The organism is Fulvivirga sediminis (assembly GCF_016757215.1).
Classification (GTDB): Bacteria; Bacteroidota; Bacteroidia; order Cytophagales; family Cyclobacteriaceae; genus Fulvivirga; species Fulvivirga sediminis.
On record NZ_JAESIY010000001.1, the window covers coordinates 104173 to 122283 of the forward strand.

The 18111-nt window shown below is 36.1% G+C and carries 15 protein-coding genes; 7 read left to right on the forward strand and 8 right to left on the reverse strand.

The window, feature by feature from the left end:
• The first annotated feature begins 206 nt into the window (after window positions 1-206).
• Genes JL102_RS00500 through fabF form a run of 4 tightly spaced genes read left to right on the forward strand, consistent with a single transcriptional unit; the run spans window position 207 to window position 3826 of the window.
• On the forward strand, window positions 207-647 hold the full coding sequence (locus JL102_RS00500) for a hypothetical protein (RefSeq protein WP_202241521.1): 441 nt from the start codon (window positions 207-209) through the stop codon (window positions 645-647).
• 57 nt (window positions 648-704) lie between these two features.
• Window positions 705-1970, forward strand: a complete 1266-nt coding sequence (locus tag JL102_RS00505) for an MFS transporter (protein WP_202241522.1) — start codon at window positions 705-707, stop codon at window positions 1968-1970.
• 49 nt (window positions 1971-2019) lie between these two features.
• Window positions 2020-2583 carry a TetR/AcrR family transcriptional regulator gene (locus tag JL102_RS00510; RefSeq protein ID WP_202241523.1) on the forward strand — a complete coding sequence of 188 codons (564 nt, stop codon included), beginning with the start codon at window positions 2020-2022 and terminating at the stop codon, window positions 2581-2583.
• On the forward strand, window positions 2576-3826 hold the full coding sequence (fabF, locus tag JL102_RS00515; protein ID WP_202241526.1) for a beta-ketoacyl-ACP synthase II: 1251 nt from the start codon (window positions 2576-2578) through the stop codon (window positions 3824-3826). Before JL102_RS00510 ends, fabF begins: the two co-directional genes overlap by 8 nt.
• Here the strand turns inward: fabF and JL102_RS00520 are convergent.
• The 5 genes from JL102_RS00520 to gldJ form a co-directional block, all read right to left on the reverse strand.
• On the reverse strand, window positions 3823-4851 hold the full coding sequence (locus JL102_RS00520; protein WP_202241527.1) for an adenylate/guanylate cyclase domain-containing protein: 1029 nt from the start codon (window positions 4849-4851) through the stop codon (window positions 3823-3825). The genes fabF and JL102_RS00520 overlap by 4 nt on opposite strands.
• Before the next feature lie 260 nt (window positions 4852-5111).
• The gene (locus tag JL102_RS00525) at window positions 5112-5579 is read right to left on the reverse strand and encodes a DUF4199 domain-containing protein (RefSeq protein ID WP_202241528.1); all 468 of its coding nucleotides are present in this window, start codon (window positions 5577-5579) and stop codon (window positions 5112-5114) included.
• A gap of 129 nt (window positions 5580-5708) precedes the next feature.
• Window positions 5709-6248 carry a hypothetical protein gene (locus JL102_RS00530; protein WP_202241531.1) on the reverse strand — a complete coding sequence of 180 codons (540 nt, stop codon included), beginning with the start codon at window positions 6246-6248 and terminating at the stop codon, window positions 5709-5711.
• 170 nt (window positions 6249-6418) lie between these two features.
• Window positions 6419-8797, reverse strand: a complete 2379-nt coding sequence (locus JL102_RS00535; RefSeq protein WP_202241532.1) for a GAF domain-containing protein — start codon at window positions 8795-8797, stop codon at window positions 6419-6421.
• A gap of 611 nt (window positions 8798-9408) precedes the next feature.
• Window positions 9409-10656, reverse strand: a complete 1248-nt coding sequence (gene gldJ / locus JL102_RS00540; protein ID WP_202241533.1) for a gliding motility lipoprotein GldJ — start codon at window positions 10654-10656, stop codon at window positions 9409-9411.
• A 382-nt stretch (window positions 10657-11038) separates the two neighbouring features.
• On the opposite strand from gldJ, the gene JL102_RS00545 reads away from it, so the two are divergent.
• The 3 genes from JL102_RS00545 to JL102_RS00555 all read left to right on the forward strand — a co-directional run bounded on the left by JL102_RS00545 (window position 11039) and on the right by JL102_RS00555 (window position 13248).
• The gene (locus tag JL102_RS00545; protein WP_202241535.1) at window positions 11039-12088 is read left to right on the forward strand and encodes a sensor histidine kinase; all 1050 of its coding nucleotides are present in this window, start codon (window positions 11039-11041) and stop codon (window positions 12086-12088) included.
• 6 nt (window positions 12089-12094) lie between these two features.
• A complete protein-coding gene (locus tag JL102_RS00550) occupies window positions 12095-12811 on the forward strand; it encodes a LytR/AlgR family response regulator transcription factor (RefSeq protein WP_202241537.1) in 717 nt (238 codons plus the stop codon).
• Window positions 12812-12996: 185 nt separating this feature from the next.
• Window positions 12997-13248: a hypothetical protein gene (locus JL102_RS00555; RefSeq protein WP_202241539.1), complete on the forward strand. Its 252-nt coding sequence runs from the start codon at window positions 12997-12999 to the stop codon at window positions 13246-13248.
• On the opposite strand, the gene mfd is transcribed toward JL102_RS00555, so the two are convergent.
• The 3 genes from mfd to JL102_RS00570 form a co-directional block, all read right to left on the reverse strand.
• Window positions 13249-16551 (reverse strand): transcription-repair coupling factor, encoded by a 3303-nt coding sequence (mfd, locus tag JL102_RS00560; protein WP_237390272.1) that lies wholly within the window; start codon window positions 16549-16551, stop codon window positions 13249-13251.
• 154 nt (window positions 16552-16705) lie between these two features.
• Window positions 16706-17260, reverse strand: coding sequence for a DinB family protein (locus JL102_RS00565; protein WP_202241552.1), 555 nt, complete (start codon window positions 17258-17260; stop codon window positions 16706-16708).
• 66 nt (window positions 17261-17326) lie between these two features.
• The gene (locus JL102_RS00570) at window positions 17327-17923 is read right to left on the reverse strand and encodes a Crp/Fnr family transcriptional regulator (protein WP_202241554.1); all 597 of its coding nucleotides are present in this window, start codon (window positions 17921-17923) and stop codon (window positions 17327-17329) included.
• Between the last annotated feature and the right edge of the window lie 188 nt (window positions 17924-18111).

The window sequence follows — 18111 nt, forward strand, 5'->3', positions numbered from 1 at the left end:
AAAAACAGGTTAAGGCAAAAATTCCACATATTTTGCCTTAACCTACCCCGTTTTTGCATAAACAGGGCTTTAATCTTATTTGGTATATTAGTTGATTACAAATGGTTGTTAAAACAATGTAACCAAACCTATTAACACACCTCATTATATTTTGATCATGATATTTTAATGGGAGGAGGTGAGTTAATTTGAAAATTAATATACCAATGAATCATACACAACATAGTAAAAAAGTTGCTCAACCATTAGCAGAACTGGTAAAACACCACCAAGAGGCTATTGAATCTTTCAGTAAGGTTAAAGAAAGTACTTCAGATGCAAAGCTTCAAGAATATTGTGATACTGCTATCGCTTTAAGAAATACGCTTATTGAAGATTTGAACGATGAAATCGATAAGTTAACTACTGATTTTAATTTAAATAAAAGGATGAATGTACTCACGTTTGGTAAGGTGAGTAGAAGTAAAATGAGTCAGCTCGTAGAGAAGGTAGAAAAGTCGATCGTCGGTGTTTATATGCAGGTTATAAGAAGTAACACTTTTAGCAATACCACCGAGAGTATTTTGAAAGCTCAACTGGAAACCTTGAGAAATAGGCTCAAATTGGCTAAGAAGTTTTCTGGTACTGGAATGCTTAAAGCGGCTTAAAATTATATATTTTCTTATAAATTGAAATAAGATGATTAGGCATGTTAAATTCGCATCATGCCTAAAAAAGATCCTTATGCATCCCTAAGGTTTAAGGAGTTTAGACACTTTTTAGTGATAAGGTTTGCCTTGATATTTGCCTGGGGGATGCAGTTCGTAGTAATAGAGTGGGAAATATACAGTATGACTAAAGATCCTTTATCATTAGGATTTATAGGACTGGCTGAAGTTATTCCTGCTGTATCATTAGCCCTTTTTGCAGGGCATTTTGTGGATAAAATGGAAAAAAGATCCCTATTGCAAAAATGCATTATGGGATTGTTATTCATTAGCGCAGGCTTGTTTTTATTAACTTGGCCATTATTCAATGTAAATCTTTCTGGGGATCTTACCTTAATCCTTATTTATACCTTAGTATTTATTGGAGGGATAGTACGAGCATTTTTAGGTCCTACCGTATTTTCTTTATTCTCTCTTATTATTCCTAAAAAGCACTACCCTAACGGTTCAGTGTGGAGCAGTGGTGCCTGGCAGATGGGTGCTGTGCTAGGTCCTGCAGTAGGTGGACTTACCATTGGTTGGATAGGTGTACATTGGTCTTTATTAGTAATAGTAGGTTTTGCTCTCTTGGCTTTTATATTTTTATTTTTTATAGATAGTAAGCCGATCATGAATACTGCAAAAGATCAAGGTGTATGGAAGAGCTTGAAGGAAGGTATTCAGTATGTTTATAGCACCAAGGAAATTCTTGGAGCTATTTCTCTTGATATGGTAGCAGTTCTTTTTGGTGGTGCGGCGGCCTTATTGCCGGTTTTTGCTCAGGATATACTTCATGTAGGATCCACGGGTTTTGGTTTACTGAGAGCCGCGCCCGCAGTCGGTTCCTTCCTCACCATTATGACAGTGACATACTTTCCTCTTAATAGATATGCTGGGGCAAAACTGTTGATGGCCGTTTTTGGGTTTGGTGCCTCCATTATTGTTTTTGGACTTTCTGATTGGTTCTTACTTTCTTTAATGGCGCTGTTTTTCAGCGGTGTTACGGATGGTATTAGTGTGGTCATTCGGCAGACTATATTACAGTTAAAAACACCTGATAATATGAGAGGTAGGGTCTCCTCAGTAAATAGTATGTTTGTGGGCTCATCTAATGAGCTAGGAGCCTTTGAAAGTGGCATAACAGCAAAGCTCATGGGTACCGTTACAGCTGTGGTATTTGGTGGAGGCATGACATGTCTTGTGGTATTACTTACGGGTCTATTCTCTCCTAAGATGCGAAAGCTTGATTTTAGTAAAGACTTGCATGATAATGATTTAAGTTAGCTTTATTGAATAACACTTACTAATTAGTAAGTCTTTGTATATTTGCGTTGTGAATACTAGAGAAAAAATAATTATTCTTGCCAGAGAGCAAATACTAAAAATGGGGTATAAAGGGTTTAGCTTTAATGATATATCGGCACCCTTAAATGTTAAAAATGCAGCTATACATTATTATTTTCCTACGAAGGAGGACCTTGGATTAGAGGTATTAAATAATGAAATTGAACGCTTTCAAAATTGGTTTGCTAATATAGAAGACCTGAGCTGTTGGCAAAAGCTAGAGGCATTCTTCGAATTATATGATGTTAGGCTTATAGAGCAGCAAATGTGTATGCTGGGGAGTTTATGTTCTTCTTTCTTTACCGTCACAGAGGCTATTCAGGATCGCCTGAAGTTAATCATGAATGATATAGAAGAATGGCTAATCGGTGTGATAAATGAAGGAGTAGCAGAAGAGGCTTTCAATTTTGTAGGTGAACCTAAAGACAAGGCCAAAGTAATTTTATGCAGTCTCGTTGCTGGGGTTCAATTTACTCGTGCTTTGGAGGAAGATTATTTTACCCGTTTAAAACATCAATTAAGATTAGAACTAAACATACATACTAATGACTAGAAGAGTAGTGATAACAGGATTAGGCGCATTAACTCCTATTGGAAATAATGTTTCTGACTTTTGGGATGCTTTGCTGGCAGGTACCAGTGGCGCCGGGCCTATCACCAAATTTGACACAGAGCTTTTCAAAACAAAGTTTGCCTGTGAGTTAAAGGGTGTTAACCTTGAGGATCATTTTGATAGAAAAGAAATTCGTAAGAATGATCCTTTTACGTTATATGCGCTCATAGCTTGTAAAGAAGCTATGGAAGATTCAAAAATTGAGCTTTATAAAACAGATACAAATCGCTTTGGCGTAATATGGGCTTCTGGTAACGGAGGTATTACTACCTTTGAAAATGAAGTGCTAGAGTACGCTGAGTCTACACGAGGACCAAGATTCTCTCCCTTTTTTATTCCTAAAATTTTAGTTGATACTCCTTCTGGTGCGATAGCATTAAAATATGGACTTAGAGGTGTAAATCATTGTACAGTATCAGCCTGTGCCTCTTCTACTAGTGCTCTGATGGATGCATTAAATTATATCAGATTAGGCAAAACAGATATAATGCTTGCTGGAGGTTCTGAAGCAGCCATTACAAGGGCAGGAATTGGAGGTTTTGGAGCCATGAAAGCTTTGTCTACTAATAACGATAATGCCAACGAGGCCAGCAGACCTTTTGATGTAAATCGTGATGGTTTTGTAATGGGTGAAGGTGCCGGAGCTTTAATACTTGAAGAATACGAGCATGCAAAAGCCCGCGGGGCACATATATATGCTGAACTGGTGGGTGCCGGCATGTCTAATGATGCCTATCATGCTACCGCTACTCACCCTGAAGGAGAAGGAGCTCAGCTGGCCATTCAAATGGCTCTTGATGAAGCTCAAATTACTATGGCTGAAGTTGATTATGTAAACTTGCATGCTACTAGTACACCAGTAGGTGATGCTTCAGAATTAAGAGCCATTTATAATATTTCTAAAGGTAATACAAGCCATTTGCATGTAAGTGCTACTAAGTCTATGACCGGGCACCTATTGGGTGCTGCAGGGGCGGTAGAAGCCATAGCAGCTGTAAAAGCGATTGAAAAGGGCGTGGTCCCTCCTACTATCAATACAAAGGATGTTGATCCAGATTTGCCTGAAGGTATAAACCTTACTTTAGGACAGAAGGTAGAAAAGAATATTAATTATGCCATCAGTAATACATTTGGTTTTGGTGGTCATAATGCCATAGCTCTTTTTAAGAAATATAAGGCTTAATCATCGGTTATAAACTCCTTATTTTCATTCACAAACCTGCGAGATATGCTGTGTACTTTTACCGGTTTACGCTTACCTCGCAGGTCTAGGTCTCCTAACTCTTCTACTTCATAATCATCATTCAAGGGTAGCAATAACGCCAACTCACCTGATATAAGTAGTCTTTTGTTAAATTCATTACACTTAGATTCTATTCGTGATGTGGTATTAAGCACATCCCCTGTGAAAATAATGTCTTTTTTAAACGTACCTACTTCACCTGTTGTCACTTCTCCACAATGCAGGCCCGCCTTGAAACTTGGTGTCACTCCATACTTTTCCATATACTTGTGAGCTTTTTGCTGAATGATATCTTCAATATCAAAAAAGCATCGCACACAATTGGCCTTGCTCACACCATATTCTAGCTTCCAGGTAATTACGACTTCATCTCCTACGTACTGATAAATTTCTCCTTCTCTTTCTATTATCGCTTTAGTTACATCTTCAAAAAAGCGGTTAAGAAGCTTGAAATAGCGCTTATGGCCAAGCTTTTCAGCAATAGTAGTAGAGGATTTGAGATCTAAAAACATGAAAATACGTTCTTCATTGATCGGTGAATGATATTTTCCTAAAAGTGTTTCAAAGAATACCCCTCTTCCATACTTGTCATTAATCTGAAGAATGATCATGGTAAGAGTAGAAATGGTACTCCAGGATACTACATTTAAAGCAAATGCATAGCTGCTAACAAACTCAGTGATGTTGAACCACAAGTTGCCGTCAAAATAAGATTCTCCTATGAATACCCAATAATAAAAAAGAAATGCGGCTATGCTCACCACGGAAATGATGATTATGAAAGAAAGTAAGTTGATAATGATAACTAGGCCTAAAGGAAGTTTTCGTAGCCGGTCTTTTAGAAAGAAAGTGATGGCAAATCCACCGAGGAAGCCGCCAATAGTAACGGCAAGAATGCTGGTGTAAAGTGTGGTTTCTAAGTCATAATCATTAAACTCAAAAGCTTCTTGAGATAACTTAAGCATGTGATTATAATATACAATTAGCACACTCAGAGCTATCCAACTTAGTGTTATGAATAGCACAGTTCTCAGCTTTATTTTAGTATTATTTGATATAAGTTTACCCACTCTTAAAATATTGATATGTAGAGGTCTACATCTGGCTTATACGACAAAATATTTGGTAGAATGTTTAAGTAAATCTAAAACTTAATATTATTTGACATAAACAGAAAGACCGATTCATCGGAATCGGCCTCTTTAAAATTATAAGTGCTAATTTCTTAAGGAATAGGTTTTTCCATTTCTTTCAGGTGGCTATATTTATAATATTGCATCAAGATAAATGAAGTAAGTATCCCTGAAAATGTGCCTTCAAAAAGAATTACTACTCCTGATATAAATGGATTTAAATAAGGGCCGAAATATTCGAATTGTTTTAATTCATTCATGAAGTTGACATCAATAAGCAGGTATATAATTACAAATGCAGAAAATATAAAAAGTGCAATAGCAGATGTGGCGATGCCTACACCCAATCCATTGAAATACGCGAAGGAATTTCTGTTATGCTGCTTAAAGCTTTTGATAGCCATAAATATGCCGGAGAAGACAAATACATAATTGAGGGCTCTCAGTTCGTATATATGTATCCATCCGGTAAGGCGCATTAAAAAAAAGAATGCTATTAGTCCTGCCGCTGTAAGCAGTCCATAATAAAAACTGGTGTTTTCGAGAGTATGCTTTTTCATGGCTATCGTACTTTGGTTATAAATATATAACCATGAAAAATAAGAAAAGTTTAATTAAAACTCGATTAATACAAAAAAAGCTAAGCCCATATGAGCTTAGCTTCTAGTATTTATGATTTTATAATACTCTTAGAATGAGTAAGAAAGACCAAAGTCAAGTCCTGAAAATCTGTTTCCACTATATAGTTCAGCATTAGCGGCCCATTGCTTAGAAAAATACCATCTTCCACCTGCTTGCACTTTTACTAAGGCTCCTGAGTCTTCTAAATCATTACCGGGTCCATCATAGTTATCTCCCCAAATAGTTGCACCTAAAGTAAGTCCACCATATAAATCTAGTTCTTGTGGCAACCCACTAATATGGCCACCATAATGATAGTCTCCCCTGAAGCCTATATTGAAGATATTATAGTGGTAATCATAGCGTCTGCCGCCAACCCAAAAGTCCTCACCACGTCTTCTGTAACTAACTCTTGGACCAATAGTAACTTTGTCAGATACTCCAAAATCCATTCCTGCATATACAGGTACACCCCAATCTGAAAATCCGAGCCCAAAGTTTACTTGTCTGAAACCTTGACCAGGCTCAAAGCCTTGTGCGTTGGTTTTTAAATTAAAGCCAAAAAAAACTAGCGCTATTAAAATTGTACTTCTTAATACCTTTTTCATTGTTTAAGTTATTTGTTAACAGTATTTAAGGTTGTTTATACCTAATTCAAACGCCTAAATAGCTTTAATGTTTAGAATTTCTTGCTATTTGGTGAATGATATAAGTCGATAAACAGCTGCAATTTCCGAGTAATTTTCTTTTTCTCAAAGTATCTGTCGAAATACAACTTTTAAGCTTCTATTTGTTCTAGTACCGATTTAAGTAGATCACTACCAAATTGTTTTGCAGAAGTGTTTAAATTGATTTCTACTCGAATCGCTTTTAAGCCATTAGCACCTTGTAACTCTTCTAGCTCTAGAAATTCTACGTTTTCAGTGAGATACCCTATAGATTGCAGGTAATTGATATAGCCTACATATTCCTCAGCTTCTTTTTGTTGTGTATATACTATGGCTAGTCTTCCTGGTTGAGTAAGCCGCTCATCCGAATCTTTTATAAATGCCTTATCAATGCGTTTTTTTACTATTTCATAACTGATATTATAGGCACCATCTACATCAAAGTGCTTTTCATCTCTTCTAAACTTTATAGATAAAGGTTCTCCATGCACAAGTATAAGCTGTGTGATGTCTAATGGTCTAGGTAAGGAAGGTTTCAACTTGGCGATGTTAACAGCTATTTCACATTGAGTAATCAGCTGCCAAAGCCTGAAATTTTTCAAGTATATAATGTCAAAATTATGCTCTTGAACCAATGAGCCTCCTAGGTAGATATTGTACTCTACACCATCAGTTTTATATTTTTCATAATAATGAGGAAATATCTCCTGAGCATCTTCTTCCACTTTATCAAGATAAGTAGTGATGTGGTCATTGATGAGTGTAAGGCTTTCCTCAAAATCTTTTCGCTTATTATAAATTACTCCCAAATTTGGATCAAGCAGCTTTTCATAGTTATTTATAATAGGCCTTAACAGCTCATCTTTCTTGAAAAATTTGAATATTGAACTTACTTCTTCCCTAAGGAACTCTAGTATTCCAGATTCATCTCCAGAATTTAAACCTTTAGAAAGTTGATCAATCTGCTTTTCAACTCTAAAATTAATTTCATCCAGAATGGGAATGTTTTTATAAGTCATGATAGTATCTATGACTTTTTTAACCTGCTCGAGGTTATTGATGAGATCCATTTGAATGGCTGCAGACCTTTCTCCGCTAGAATTTCTAATATCAGCCAAACCATAGATAGGATAAACTTTAGGGAATACGATCTCTTCAAACTTGGCTTTAATTCCTTTTCTTCTTTTATGCATTAAGTTAAAGCCACTTTCAATAAATTTCCATTCCACAGTAGGATGTATAGCAGTGCACTCTTCCTGTATTAGCGCACGTACTTCTGTTTGCATATCAGATAGTACCCTTCTTACGGCGGCGGTGAACATAGGCAATACGCTATATAATTTGGCCGCGGTAAGTGCATTGAGTTTCCCTGGCTCAGGGCTACCCAATTCTATAATGCCCAGTACTTTGCCTTCATGAACGAGAGGGGCTATTACTACATTTTGAATGCCAAGTCTCAGCAGACCGTTTTCAATACAACCACAGCTATCATAGTCTGATAGCTCTTCTATTATAACAGGTTTTTTATCAGTATAAGCTTTTACATATATCGAATCAATTAAGTTTTCACACTCCAAACGATCATCTTCTGGATCCATCAAAAAACTACTCCAATTGTCCTCACCATAATTTGAAATAATATTGTAGTTAGGATCAAAGTAAGATAAACCAAGCTGTAGGTTTGGCATACCAAATATAGAGCGGATTTTTTCACGGATAGAAATGAAATTTTCTTGATCAGTTACGGCATTCTTTTTTAATAAATCATATTTCACAGAAGATAGCATTTCTTCTATAGTTACATCTGTTAACCTCATGATGCAAAATCCTTGAAATTCAAAAACTTCAGGATCAATATATTTGAGCCATAAATCTATGTCATCGATATTACTCAATAGCATATTTATAACCTTCTTATCAATAGGTTGAGGCTCAGAAAGAGTGATAACATCAGCAAATTGAGTATTAATATCAATTTTGTATACCCTTCTTAAGCCTGTTTTGCCATCAGGTATACTTATAACTATCGGTTGGTCTATTTCAAAGTTAGTTCCATAGTATTTGTTTAAAATATATAAACAAGCCATGCGTATTTTCCCTTTAGCAATATCATTTTTAGGAATATTGGCTTCCAGATCTTCTCTCACCTTTCCAAACGGAAGTAAATGAGCATATCTTGGAGTAGCATAGAAACCTTCTGCGCTAAACGGTAAAATGGCTGCTGCAATTTCTGATTCTATAAGAGCTGGAGGAAAAATAACGCTCATAAGGAGGCCTACAAGCTCTTTGTGCTTGTCTACGATGCTAAGGTCCTCAATGGGCTGCCTGAGCTCAGGGGCCCCATTGATTAACGTCTTGATTTTTTCTGCCGGATAGCCAGAGAACGTTCCGTTTTCATCAAGATTGACCTCCCAATAGTCTATTAAACCGGATAGGTTAAGCACCGATTTAAAAGGAATAGTGTAGGGATAGGAAAAACAGGTCTTCATTATGCGTAAGGAGTTAGTTGCTGTCTTTTGATTGATACGTTAAAATTAGAATTATGGTTAGATTGAAATCCTAACATATACTATATCATTAAAGTCGTGCTGGCGATTAAAATATTTTATATATATACCGATTTTTCGTATAAATTGGTTCCTTCCGTTTATCCACTTTATCTTTTGCATGCTGCTATAGCTGGTTTTAACTATGCAAATTAGATTTGAAATCGGCTTGGAATTGGCCATTAAGTTGTTGAAAGAATAGGATAATCTAGCTGTTTTATAAATCTGTTCACGTCTATAGTGACTTGATTTTTATCTATAGAACAGAGAGTCCAGAAAAGAATGGTACCGGAATCAGCTCGTAATATTGCAGCTAGAAATAGAATATAATCTAGTGTTTAAGAATTTATTCAAAAGCTCTTGTCAAAATATAGAATAACTTGTTCGACATGTTGGATCAAAATATAAATAAGCTTTCTCAATAAAATTTTTCATATATGAAAATCTTCGAGATGTTGAATATGATCAAAGTGTGGGAATAATAGTAGATTTTGAGCAATAAAAAACCCCATCCGAGTGAACGAATGGGGTTGTGTATATTTTCAGGCTGGTAATTAATAATTAGAACCAGCTCTAATCATAGCACATCTAAATCCTATAGTTGCAGTAGATGAATCTTGATCAAGATATCTTCTTGTTCCAGGTGACATCCAGTAAGCAACATCTTTCCAAGAACCACCTTTATAAACTCTTGCTTCGTCAGTAATCAATGAAGTAAAGCCTTCAGGATTATTTTCTCTATCACTATTATAATATTGTTCTCCAGTTGCTGCATTTCTAGTCTCATCCATATAACCATCTCTTCGGATTGGATTAAGATCATCAAAATCCTGGAATGACATAGGTCTGTATACATCCAGAACCCACTCACTTACGTTACCAGCCATATTATAAAGACCGAAGTCGTTAGGAGGAAACTCGTAAATATATGAGGTAATTAATGCTCCATCGTTTAATTTACCCGCTATACCAGCATAGTCACCACGTCCCCTTTTGAAGTTAGCCAAGAAATAACCCATTTCTTTACCATATGGATTTCTTAAAGCGTGTCCATCCCAAGGGTATACTCTTTGGTGTGTTTGGTTCTCATCTAACCACTGAGTACCAATAAGTGCGGTAGCAGCATATTCCCACTCAGCTTCTGAAGGTAGTCTGTAGTTTGGAAGTACCACACCTGACTCTAAAGGAATTCTTCCATCCGTTTCAGCATATTCTTCACCAGAATCTTCAGCCATTTTCATGTTTACGGCCCTAGTTCTCCATTCTGCATAGTTATTTGCTTGTACCCAGCTAACACCCACTACAGGGAAATATCTAAAGCCAGGATATCTAAGGTAGTGGTCTACATAAGGATCGTTATATGCTAATCTACTTACCCAAACTGAGGTATCTGGTAAGGCAGACATATATACCTCTCTTGAAGAATCAGACACATTGAGATAGTGTAGATATTCTAACCAGTGGATGTTTGCAATTTCTGTTTCATCCATATAGAAAGAAGCCACTGAAACAGTTCTCTCTATATTGTCTCGTCTTTTAAGTACATCCTCTTCGTAAGAGCCTATAACAGCTCTACCACCTTCAATAAAACGCAAATTAGGACCTTCAGGCTGACCTGCATATGGGTTTACCATAAATCCATTATTATCCTCATCATTATAAGCCAATCCGGTGGCTGTACTTACGGCTCCCGGGTGTACACTGGTAGGTCTACTACTTCCACCCATAAAACACGAAGTAAGCAACATTGAACCACTGACAACTAACAAAGCACTTTTAAAAAAGCTTGCAGTTCTTTTCATACCTGTTTTATTTATTCAAAAAAATCAAATGCAAACACTAATATAGTGATATAAATATATCCAATACAAGTTATTTGGTAGCCAAAATAACATTTCTATTTGATAATTATTAAACAAAAGATAGATTTTTAAATATTATCATTTTGTGAATAGCTACCAAAGAGTGCCAAAATTACTAAAAAATATGCTCACTTCTATATAAGCAGAAAATGATTCAGCATATCATAATAGCCCATAATACTTTTATAGAATACGCGAGAAGACTAAAAAACCACTTAACAAATCCCCAAGCCGCATAATTAGTATTGATTTACTTTTAAATCAACTTATATAATATTTGAGACTGTATATACTTAATTGCTCCTTTTGGTAAACCAACGAAATGATAACCATTGATAATTTTAATAAAAAGAAACTGTATTGGCTTTTCCAAGGCGTGGGCTGGTTATTATTTTATTTGATATATGTTTCTATTGCATCATACGTTTCTGGTTTTAAATCAGCAGTATTCCTTGGCTATTTGAATACTGTACTTGTAGGCTTACTCATAACCCATTTTTATAGGGCTCATGTTAAAAAGTATAATTGGCTTAGATTAGGCCTTTTTAAATTAGCCGTGAGGGTTTTGTTAGCTTCATTTGTATTGGCAGTGATCTGGTCCGTGGTAGTGCTACCAATTAATTTTGTTTTTTTTCAAACCAATGCTGATAGTGAGTTTTCTTGGTTTATGGCCTTATTGGTCACTTTTAATCTTTCTATAATGATATTGGGCTGGTCACTTATATATTTTTTGTTTCAGGTTTTTATAAATTTTAAAAGAACAGAAATCGAAAAATGGAAGCTTCAAGCAGCAGTTAAAGATGCAGAACTTATTGCTCTGAAATCTCAAATAAACCCGCATTTTATATTTAATAGTTTAAATAATATCAGGTCCCTTGTAGTAGAGAATCCGGAAAAGGCCAGAGATATGATCACACATTTGTCAGGTCTTTTAAGATATTCCATACAGTTTAATGATATGGAAAAGGTTTCCTTAGAAAGTGAATTGGAAATAGTTCAAAATTACTTGAATCTGGAATCTATCCAGCTTGAAGATAGGCTTAACTATAAATTGGAGATCAAACCGGAAACGTTAGATTTGGAAATTCCTCCTATGGCGGTTCAGTTGCTGGTAGAGAATGCTATAAAACATGGTATATCTGATTTGCCTGATGGAGGCACAATTCATATCAAATCGTATTTGGGGCAAGGTGCCCTTACTATAGAAGTGATAAATAGTGGCCAATTAAAGACTACCACTAACAGTACAGGTATAGGCTTGAAAAATGCCTCTGATAGGTTAAAGCTCTTATTTGGAAAATTATCTGATTTAAAAATTGAAAACCTGGATAGTAATTTTGTTTCTGCCAGATTTACTATTCCATTAACATAGAAAATTATGAGAACATTAGTAGTAGATGATTCAAGGTTAGCCAGGAATGAGCTAAAGAGATTATTGAAAGAGTTTGATCATGTAAATGTGATTGGTGAAGCTGCTAATGCAATGGAGGCGAAGGAAAAGATAGAAGTTGAGAAACCTGATTTGGTTTTTCTTGATATTCAGATGCCTGGAAAGAATGGATTTGAATTACTAGAAGAGCTTGAACACATTCCATATATAGTTTTTACCACGGCATATGATGAATATGCTATAAAGGCTTTTGAATACAATGCGCTCGATTATCTGCAAAAGCCTATACAAAAGGATAGGCTAGCTGGTGCTGTGAGTAAGGTGGGCGAAAAAATAACTAAGGATGAAGCAAAGGATGACGGGGACCGAATGACTGCTAATGATCAGGTATTTGTAAAAGATGGTGATAATTGCTGGTTTGTGCAGCTTGCTAATGTTCGCATGTTGGAGGTAGACGGAAACTATACCAAGTTATATTTTGATGAACATAAACCAATGATACCCCGGACACTGAACTATCTGGAATCTCGTTTGGACACGAAAACTTTTTTCAGAGCCAATCGGCAGCAGATTATTAATTTGAAGTGGGTAGATAGAATAGAGCCATGGTTTAGCGGGAGTATCAAGATTTATATGAAAGGTGGACAGGAAGTGGATGTTTCCCGAAGACAAACTCAACGGTTCAAAGAACTAATGAGCTTTTAAAGAGCAGAATGCTTCCATAAAGCGACATAATTATCGATGAATAGAATCCCATTTTGGGAGAATAGTGGTTAATATTGGAATTGAAATGTAGAAAAATCGTTATTTTTTGGTTGTTCTGCGGGTTTTGACTGCTGGCATAGTGTTTACATTGGTTGTGTAAAGATTCAAATTTAAAACCAGTTGATATGATACCGTTGGATGACTTTAAAACACTACCTTTTGACAAGAAATGTGATTTTATAACCGTGTTTGCAGACTATTTGATTTATAGAACTGAAGACGAAAATAAATTTTACCTATATTATCTTGCAGGTTATTTTGTAGAGGTATGTTATGCACCATTTGAGAATAAAGTGCTAGGAATAAATGCTTTTGACTCGGCTACTGGATTAGGCCCATACTTAGACGCCATTCAGATTGGGGAATTAGCAGTTTAATTATTTTTTTCCGGTGATGTGGCTTAATATATCTATTGCCTGATTTACACTTAAAACTTCCTGTATTGTAAGTATTAGCTTGTCTTTTACTTCCTTTAATCGACAGGTTTTAGGGTTGGTCTGAACGTAAGCGAGGATTCTTCCGAAGGTTTCAGATTTAAAATATTCCTCTTTATCCGAGCTTACGAAATAACCCTTCATTTTTTCAGATTTAAGGGTAAGTTTCTCAAATCCAAGTTTTTCAGCTAGCCACCTTAACCTCACAGTTTCAATGAGTTCTTTTACAGATTCTGGCAGAGGTCCAAACCTGTCAATCATCGATTCTGTAAATGCTTTCAGTTCTTCTTCCGTTTTAATATTGTCTAGCTTGGAGTATAGGCTTAATCTTTCTGAAATATTACTTACGTATTGATCAGGAATAATTACTTCAAGGTCTGTTTCTATATTACAGTCTTGTACTATGACCTTGGCTGCTTCGGAAAGTTCTTTTACGAAAAGATCTTTAAACTCAGTTTCTTTAAGTTCCTGAACGGCCTCGTCCAATATTTTATGATACATATCAAAACCAAGGTCAGATATAAATCCGCTTTGCTCTGCTCCTAATAGATTTCCTGCACCACGAATGTCGAGGTCACGCATAGCTACTTTGAAACCATCCCCCAAGTCAGAAAACTCTTCAAGAGTACTCAGTCTTTTTCTGGCGTCAGATGAAAGTGCTATGGTAGGAGGTGTTAATAAATAACAAAAAGCCTTCTTATTGCTTCTTCCTACTCTGCCACGCATCTGGTGTAGATCAGAAAGACCGAACATGTGCGCTCGATTTATAATAATGGTGTTGGCATTTGGAATGTCTAATCCAGATTCTATAATATTTGTAGAAACTAGCACATCATATTCCCCTGCGATAAACTTCATCATGGCTTTTTCTAGCACAGGACCATCCATTTGGCCATGGGCAATGCCTACTCTGGAGTCAGGTACGAGCCTTAGAATTATATTAGCTACTTCTTCAATATCGCCCACCCTGTTATGTACAAAGAAGGCTTGTCCGCCTCTTCTTAATTCATAGCTTATGGCATCCCTCACTATTTCTTCGTTAAAAGTGTGCAGCTCGGTTGTTACAGGTTGTCTATTTGGTGGAGGTGTAGAAATAATACTTAAATCTCGGGCTCCCATGAGCGAGAAATGTAGAGTACGAGGAATAGGTGTAGCTGTGAGTGTTAGCGCATCCACGTTTACCCGTAATTCCTTGAGTCTTTCTTTTACTTTAACGCCAAATTTTTGTTCTTCATCAATGATCATTAAACCTAGATCTTTGAATTGAACATCTTTGCTTACTATTCTGTGGGTACCTACTAATATATCAGTCTTTCCTTCTTTAACCTTTTTTAAAGTCTCTCTTATTTCTTTGGTCGTTTTGAATCTGTTAATGTATTCGATATTAACAGGAAAACTTGAAAGCCTGTCTTTAAAAGTGTTATAATGTTGCATAGCTAGTATGGTGGTTGGCACCAAAACAGCTACTTGTTTACTATCAGTTACGGCCTTAAAAGCAGCTCTTATCGCTATTTCAGTTTTTCCAAACCCTACATCACCACATACCAGCCTGTCCATAGGGTGCTGTTGCTGCATGTCTTCCTTCACATCATCGGTAGCTTTAGCTTGATCAGGAGTGTCTTCATAAATAAATGAAGATTCTAACTCCGCTTGCATGAAGCTGTCTTTGCTAAAGGCAAACCCTGGGGCCTTTTTTCTTTTAGCGTAGAGTTCTATTAAGTCTTTGGCTATATCAGCAACTTGCTTTTTAACCTTTTTCTTTTTGTTCTCCCATTCAGGAGATCCCAGCTTACTAATAGCTGGAGGAGTTCCTTCTTTGCCTGTATATTTAGATATCTTATGTATAGAGTGAATGCTTACATATAGTAAGTCATCATCTCTATAGATTAGTCTAATCGCCTCTTGCTCTTTTCCGTTGCTTTCTCGTTTTTCAAGGCCGGCGAATTTGCCTATACCATAATCTATATGTGTGACAAAATCACCAGGCTGTAGGGTACGAAGCTCTTTTAGAGTAAGTGCCTTAGATTTAGAGTGTTTGTCTTTGGTCTTATATCTGTGAAAACGCTCAAACAGCTGATGATCTGTATAGCAAGCTATTTTAAGGATTTGATCTATGAAACCTTCTCTTAAGCTGATGTTTAAATCCTGAAAATCACTGGTGTGATCTATTTCTTCAAAAATAGAATGAAGCCGTGTGAGTTGCTGCTGAGAATCTGAGGCAATAAGCGTGGTAAAGCCTTTGTCCTGATTATCAGATAAGTTTTGAGAGAGAAGTTTAAAGTCTTTATTAAATGAAGGCTGAGGTTCGGCTGAAAAATCAAATGTTTCACTGCACTTTAGATAGAATCTATTGCCAAATTCTATTTTACTTAACTCTTTGGTTTGAGATTCAAAGCTTTTTGAAGTTTCAAACAAATCAGAAGGGTTTAACACTATCTGTGTATCACCGCTTTCCTCTAGTATTTCATCAAAACTGTCTTTGGCTTTGTCAAAATATGCGTCTATTACATCAATAGACTGTTGATAGTCTTTAAACCAGATTTTAGTATTTCTAGGAAGAAAATCTATGAAACCTTGTCTCTCCTCAGCTATTAATTTAGTTTGCACATTGGGTATCAAGTTGATCTCTTTTACCGGTTCTACCGAAAGTTGCGTAGAAGGATCAAATGTTCTTATGCTTTCAATTTCACTACCGAATAACTCTAATCTGTAGGGAAGATCTTGTGCATAACTAAAGATATCAATTATACCTCCTCTTACTGCAAACTGTCCTGCTTCGTAAACAAAGTCAGTTTTTTCAAAATCATAAGAAAGCAGTAATTCAGCCAGAAATTCAATATCTACTTCTTCACCTACTTTAGCTGAGAAAGTGTTCTTCAATAATGATTTTTTATTGATTACTTTTTCGGTTAAAGCCTCAGGGTAAGTAACTATAATTTCACCAGATGATGCCTTATGATTTACCCTATTGAGGATTTCGGCCCGCATAAGTACATTGGCATTTTCAGTTTCTTCAAACTGATAGGGACGTTTGTAAGAAGTAGGGAAGAATAGTACCTCTTTGCCAGAGAGTAGGTTTTGAAGATCGCTGTGAAAGTAAGCTGCCTCTTCTTTATCATGCAGTACTATTAGGTGGTTTTGGTGGTTGATTTGGTATAGAACTGCTACTAATATAGCATCTAAACTGCCCCTTAACCCTTTTAATTGAACACACTTATCCTCATTAGGCTTTGTTACTTCAGCCATGGTTTGGATAATACTATCTGCTTTATAAAGTTTAAGAAGTTCTCCTGCTTTCACTTAGCTTTCAACAAAATTAAAGGCGCAAAGTTAAAGAATAAAAAGAATCAGTATAGTTAAAGGCTTAGTTTTTAATAAAATATTGTTGAAACAAGGATTTTTAAAGAACTGTGTTTTTTAGCATATTTTGTATTTGTAGCATATGCCTAAGGTTATGTGCGGTATAAAACCAGAGGGCATCACCCAGGTAGAACTTTAGCCATGAGCCCAAAGCCGTTTTTACTTTGAATGATTTTAAATTTTTCTCCTTAATCCTTTCTGTAATTTCAATTGTGGTTTCAATGTTTTGAATAAATCTTTCCAACTCATTTACATTTCTACTCACTTGTTTAGGATCAAGCTTTTTAAAGGTTTTCATTTTGTGCTTGATCTTGCCTTCATCAGTAGGTTCCATTCCTTTGGCAAAATAAGCAGCGAGCCAACCTGGTTTATATGGGCCATTTTTTGGCTTTAAATCAGTAGCTAATCTGGGTAATATTTGATTGAGATAGACTTCCATAGAAATGTTCATATGCTCAATACAATCTGTAATACTCCAGTCTTCATTTTCCTTAGCTTGCATATCTTCGATGCTTAAAGTCTTAAGATTCCGAGCGAATTTTACTAAGGTAGTATTGTCCTGTTTTAATTTATTGATTAATTCTTTCTGATTCATGCTGGTGTGTTTTCAGTAAAATTAATCACTGTACTACTCATTCAACTTGATATAGATCAAGTTCGCTTATTTACGTTTTTTCCTTAATCGACTTAAGGTTTCAGGAGTCATTCCCAAGTAAGAAGCAAGATATTTTTGAGGTACTAGCTGGAATATATGTGGGCTTTGCGACATTAATCGCTCAAATTTTTCTTCTGCTGTGTATGATCTTACTTCCAGCTGCCGGCGAGACATCCCAATCAAAATTTTGGCATTAAACATCCTGCCCCAGCGTTCTACACTTTTGTATTGGTCAAACATATGCATAAGATCGCTGTGTGAGATGCGTAAAAGTCTGGTGTCTGTAATGGCTTGTAAATACCATTCAGAAGGGCGTTGGCTTAAAAATGAATCATAAGAACCTGAGTAGTCATCGTCATAAGTAAAGCCTACACATATTTCTTCTCCGTCTATCAGAAAATAACCTCTTAGTACCCCACTTATTACGTAATAAAAATATCTTTCAGTCTCGCCTTCACGAATTAGATATTCCCCTTTTTCTAAACTACAATAATGCCAATGACTGCTAAAATCTTCCCATTCAGCTTCTTGCATCTCGGTAAGCTTTAATACATTGGCTTTTAATGCAGCAAGGGCAGAACTATGATTATCTTTGTGCTTCATATATCTATAAAAATAGCGAAATCTATTTAATGACAGCGTTAACTACTGTAATCGGGTGGCTCTTAGTTTGGGCGATTTTTAGTGTTCTTATTGGCCTTTACCGTCCAGTAATTCCTCTTTGGTGGATGGAGAGGCAAAATAGGTTAAAGGTTTTGAAAGTATATGGACTGAGTGCGTTGGTGCTAATG

What these genes read in the sequence shown, in the direction of transcription:
- JL102_RS00545 (WP_202241535.1), top strand. Translation starts at nt 11,039, where the DNA reads ATGATAACCATTGATAATTTTAATAAAAAGAAACTGTATTGGCTTTTC.
- JL102_RS00525 (WP_202241528.1), bottom strand. Translation starts at nt 5,579, where the DNA reads ATGAAAAAGCATACTCTCGAAAACACCAGTTTTTATTATGGACTGCTT.
- JL102_RS00565 (WP_202241552.1), bottom strand. Translation starts at nt 17,260, where the DNA reads ATGAATCAGAAAGAATTAATCAATAAATTAAAACAGGACAATACTACC.
- JL102_RS00500 (WP_202241521.1), top strand. Translation starts at nt 207, where the DNA reads ATGAATCATACACAACATAGTAAAAAAGTTGCTCAACCATTAGCAGAA.
- fabF (WP_202241526.1), top strand. Translation starts at nt 2,576, where the DNA reads ATGACTAGAAGAGTAGTGATAACAGGATTAGGCGCATTAACTCCTATT.
- mfd (WP_237390272.1), bottom strand. Translation starts at nt 16,551, where the DNA reads ATGGCTGAAGTAACAAAGCCTAATGAGGATAAGTGTGTTCAATTAAAA.
- JL102_RS00535 (WP_202241532.1), bottom strand. Translation starts at nt 8,797, where the DNA reads ATGAAGACCTGTTTTTCCTATCCCTACACTATTCCTTTTAAATCGGTG.
- JL102_RS00520 (WP_202241527.1), bottom strand. Translation starts at nt 4,851, where the DNA reads ATGCTTAAGTTATCTCAAGAAGCTTTTGAGTTTAATGATTATGACTTA.
- gldJ (WP_202241533.1), bottom strand. Translation starts at nt 10,656, where the DNA reads ATGAAAAGAACTGCAAGCTTTTTTAAAAGTGCTTTGTTAGTTGTCAGT.
- JL102_RS00530 (WP_202241531.1), bottom strand. Translation starts at nt 6,248, where the DNA reads ATGAAAAAGGTATTAAGAAGTACAATTTTAATAGCGCTAGTTTTTTTT.
- JL102_RS00550 (WP_202241537.1), top strand. Translation starts at nt 12,095, where the DNA reads ATGAGAACATTAGTAGTAGATGATTCAAGGTTAGCCAGGAATGAGCTA.
- JL102_RS00505 (WP_202241522.1), top strand. Translation starts at nt 705, where the DNA reads ATGCCTAAAAAAGATCCTTATGCATCCCTAAGGTTTAAGGAGTTTAGA.
- JL102_RS00555 (WP_202241539.1), top strand. Translation starts at nt 12,997, where the DNA reads ATGATACCGTTGGATGACTTTAAAACACTACCTTTTGACAAGAAATGT.
- JL102_RS00570 (WP_202241554.1), bottom strand. Translation starts at nt 17,923, where the DNA reads ATGAAGCACAAAGATAATCATAGTTCTGCCCTTGCTGCATTAAAAGCC.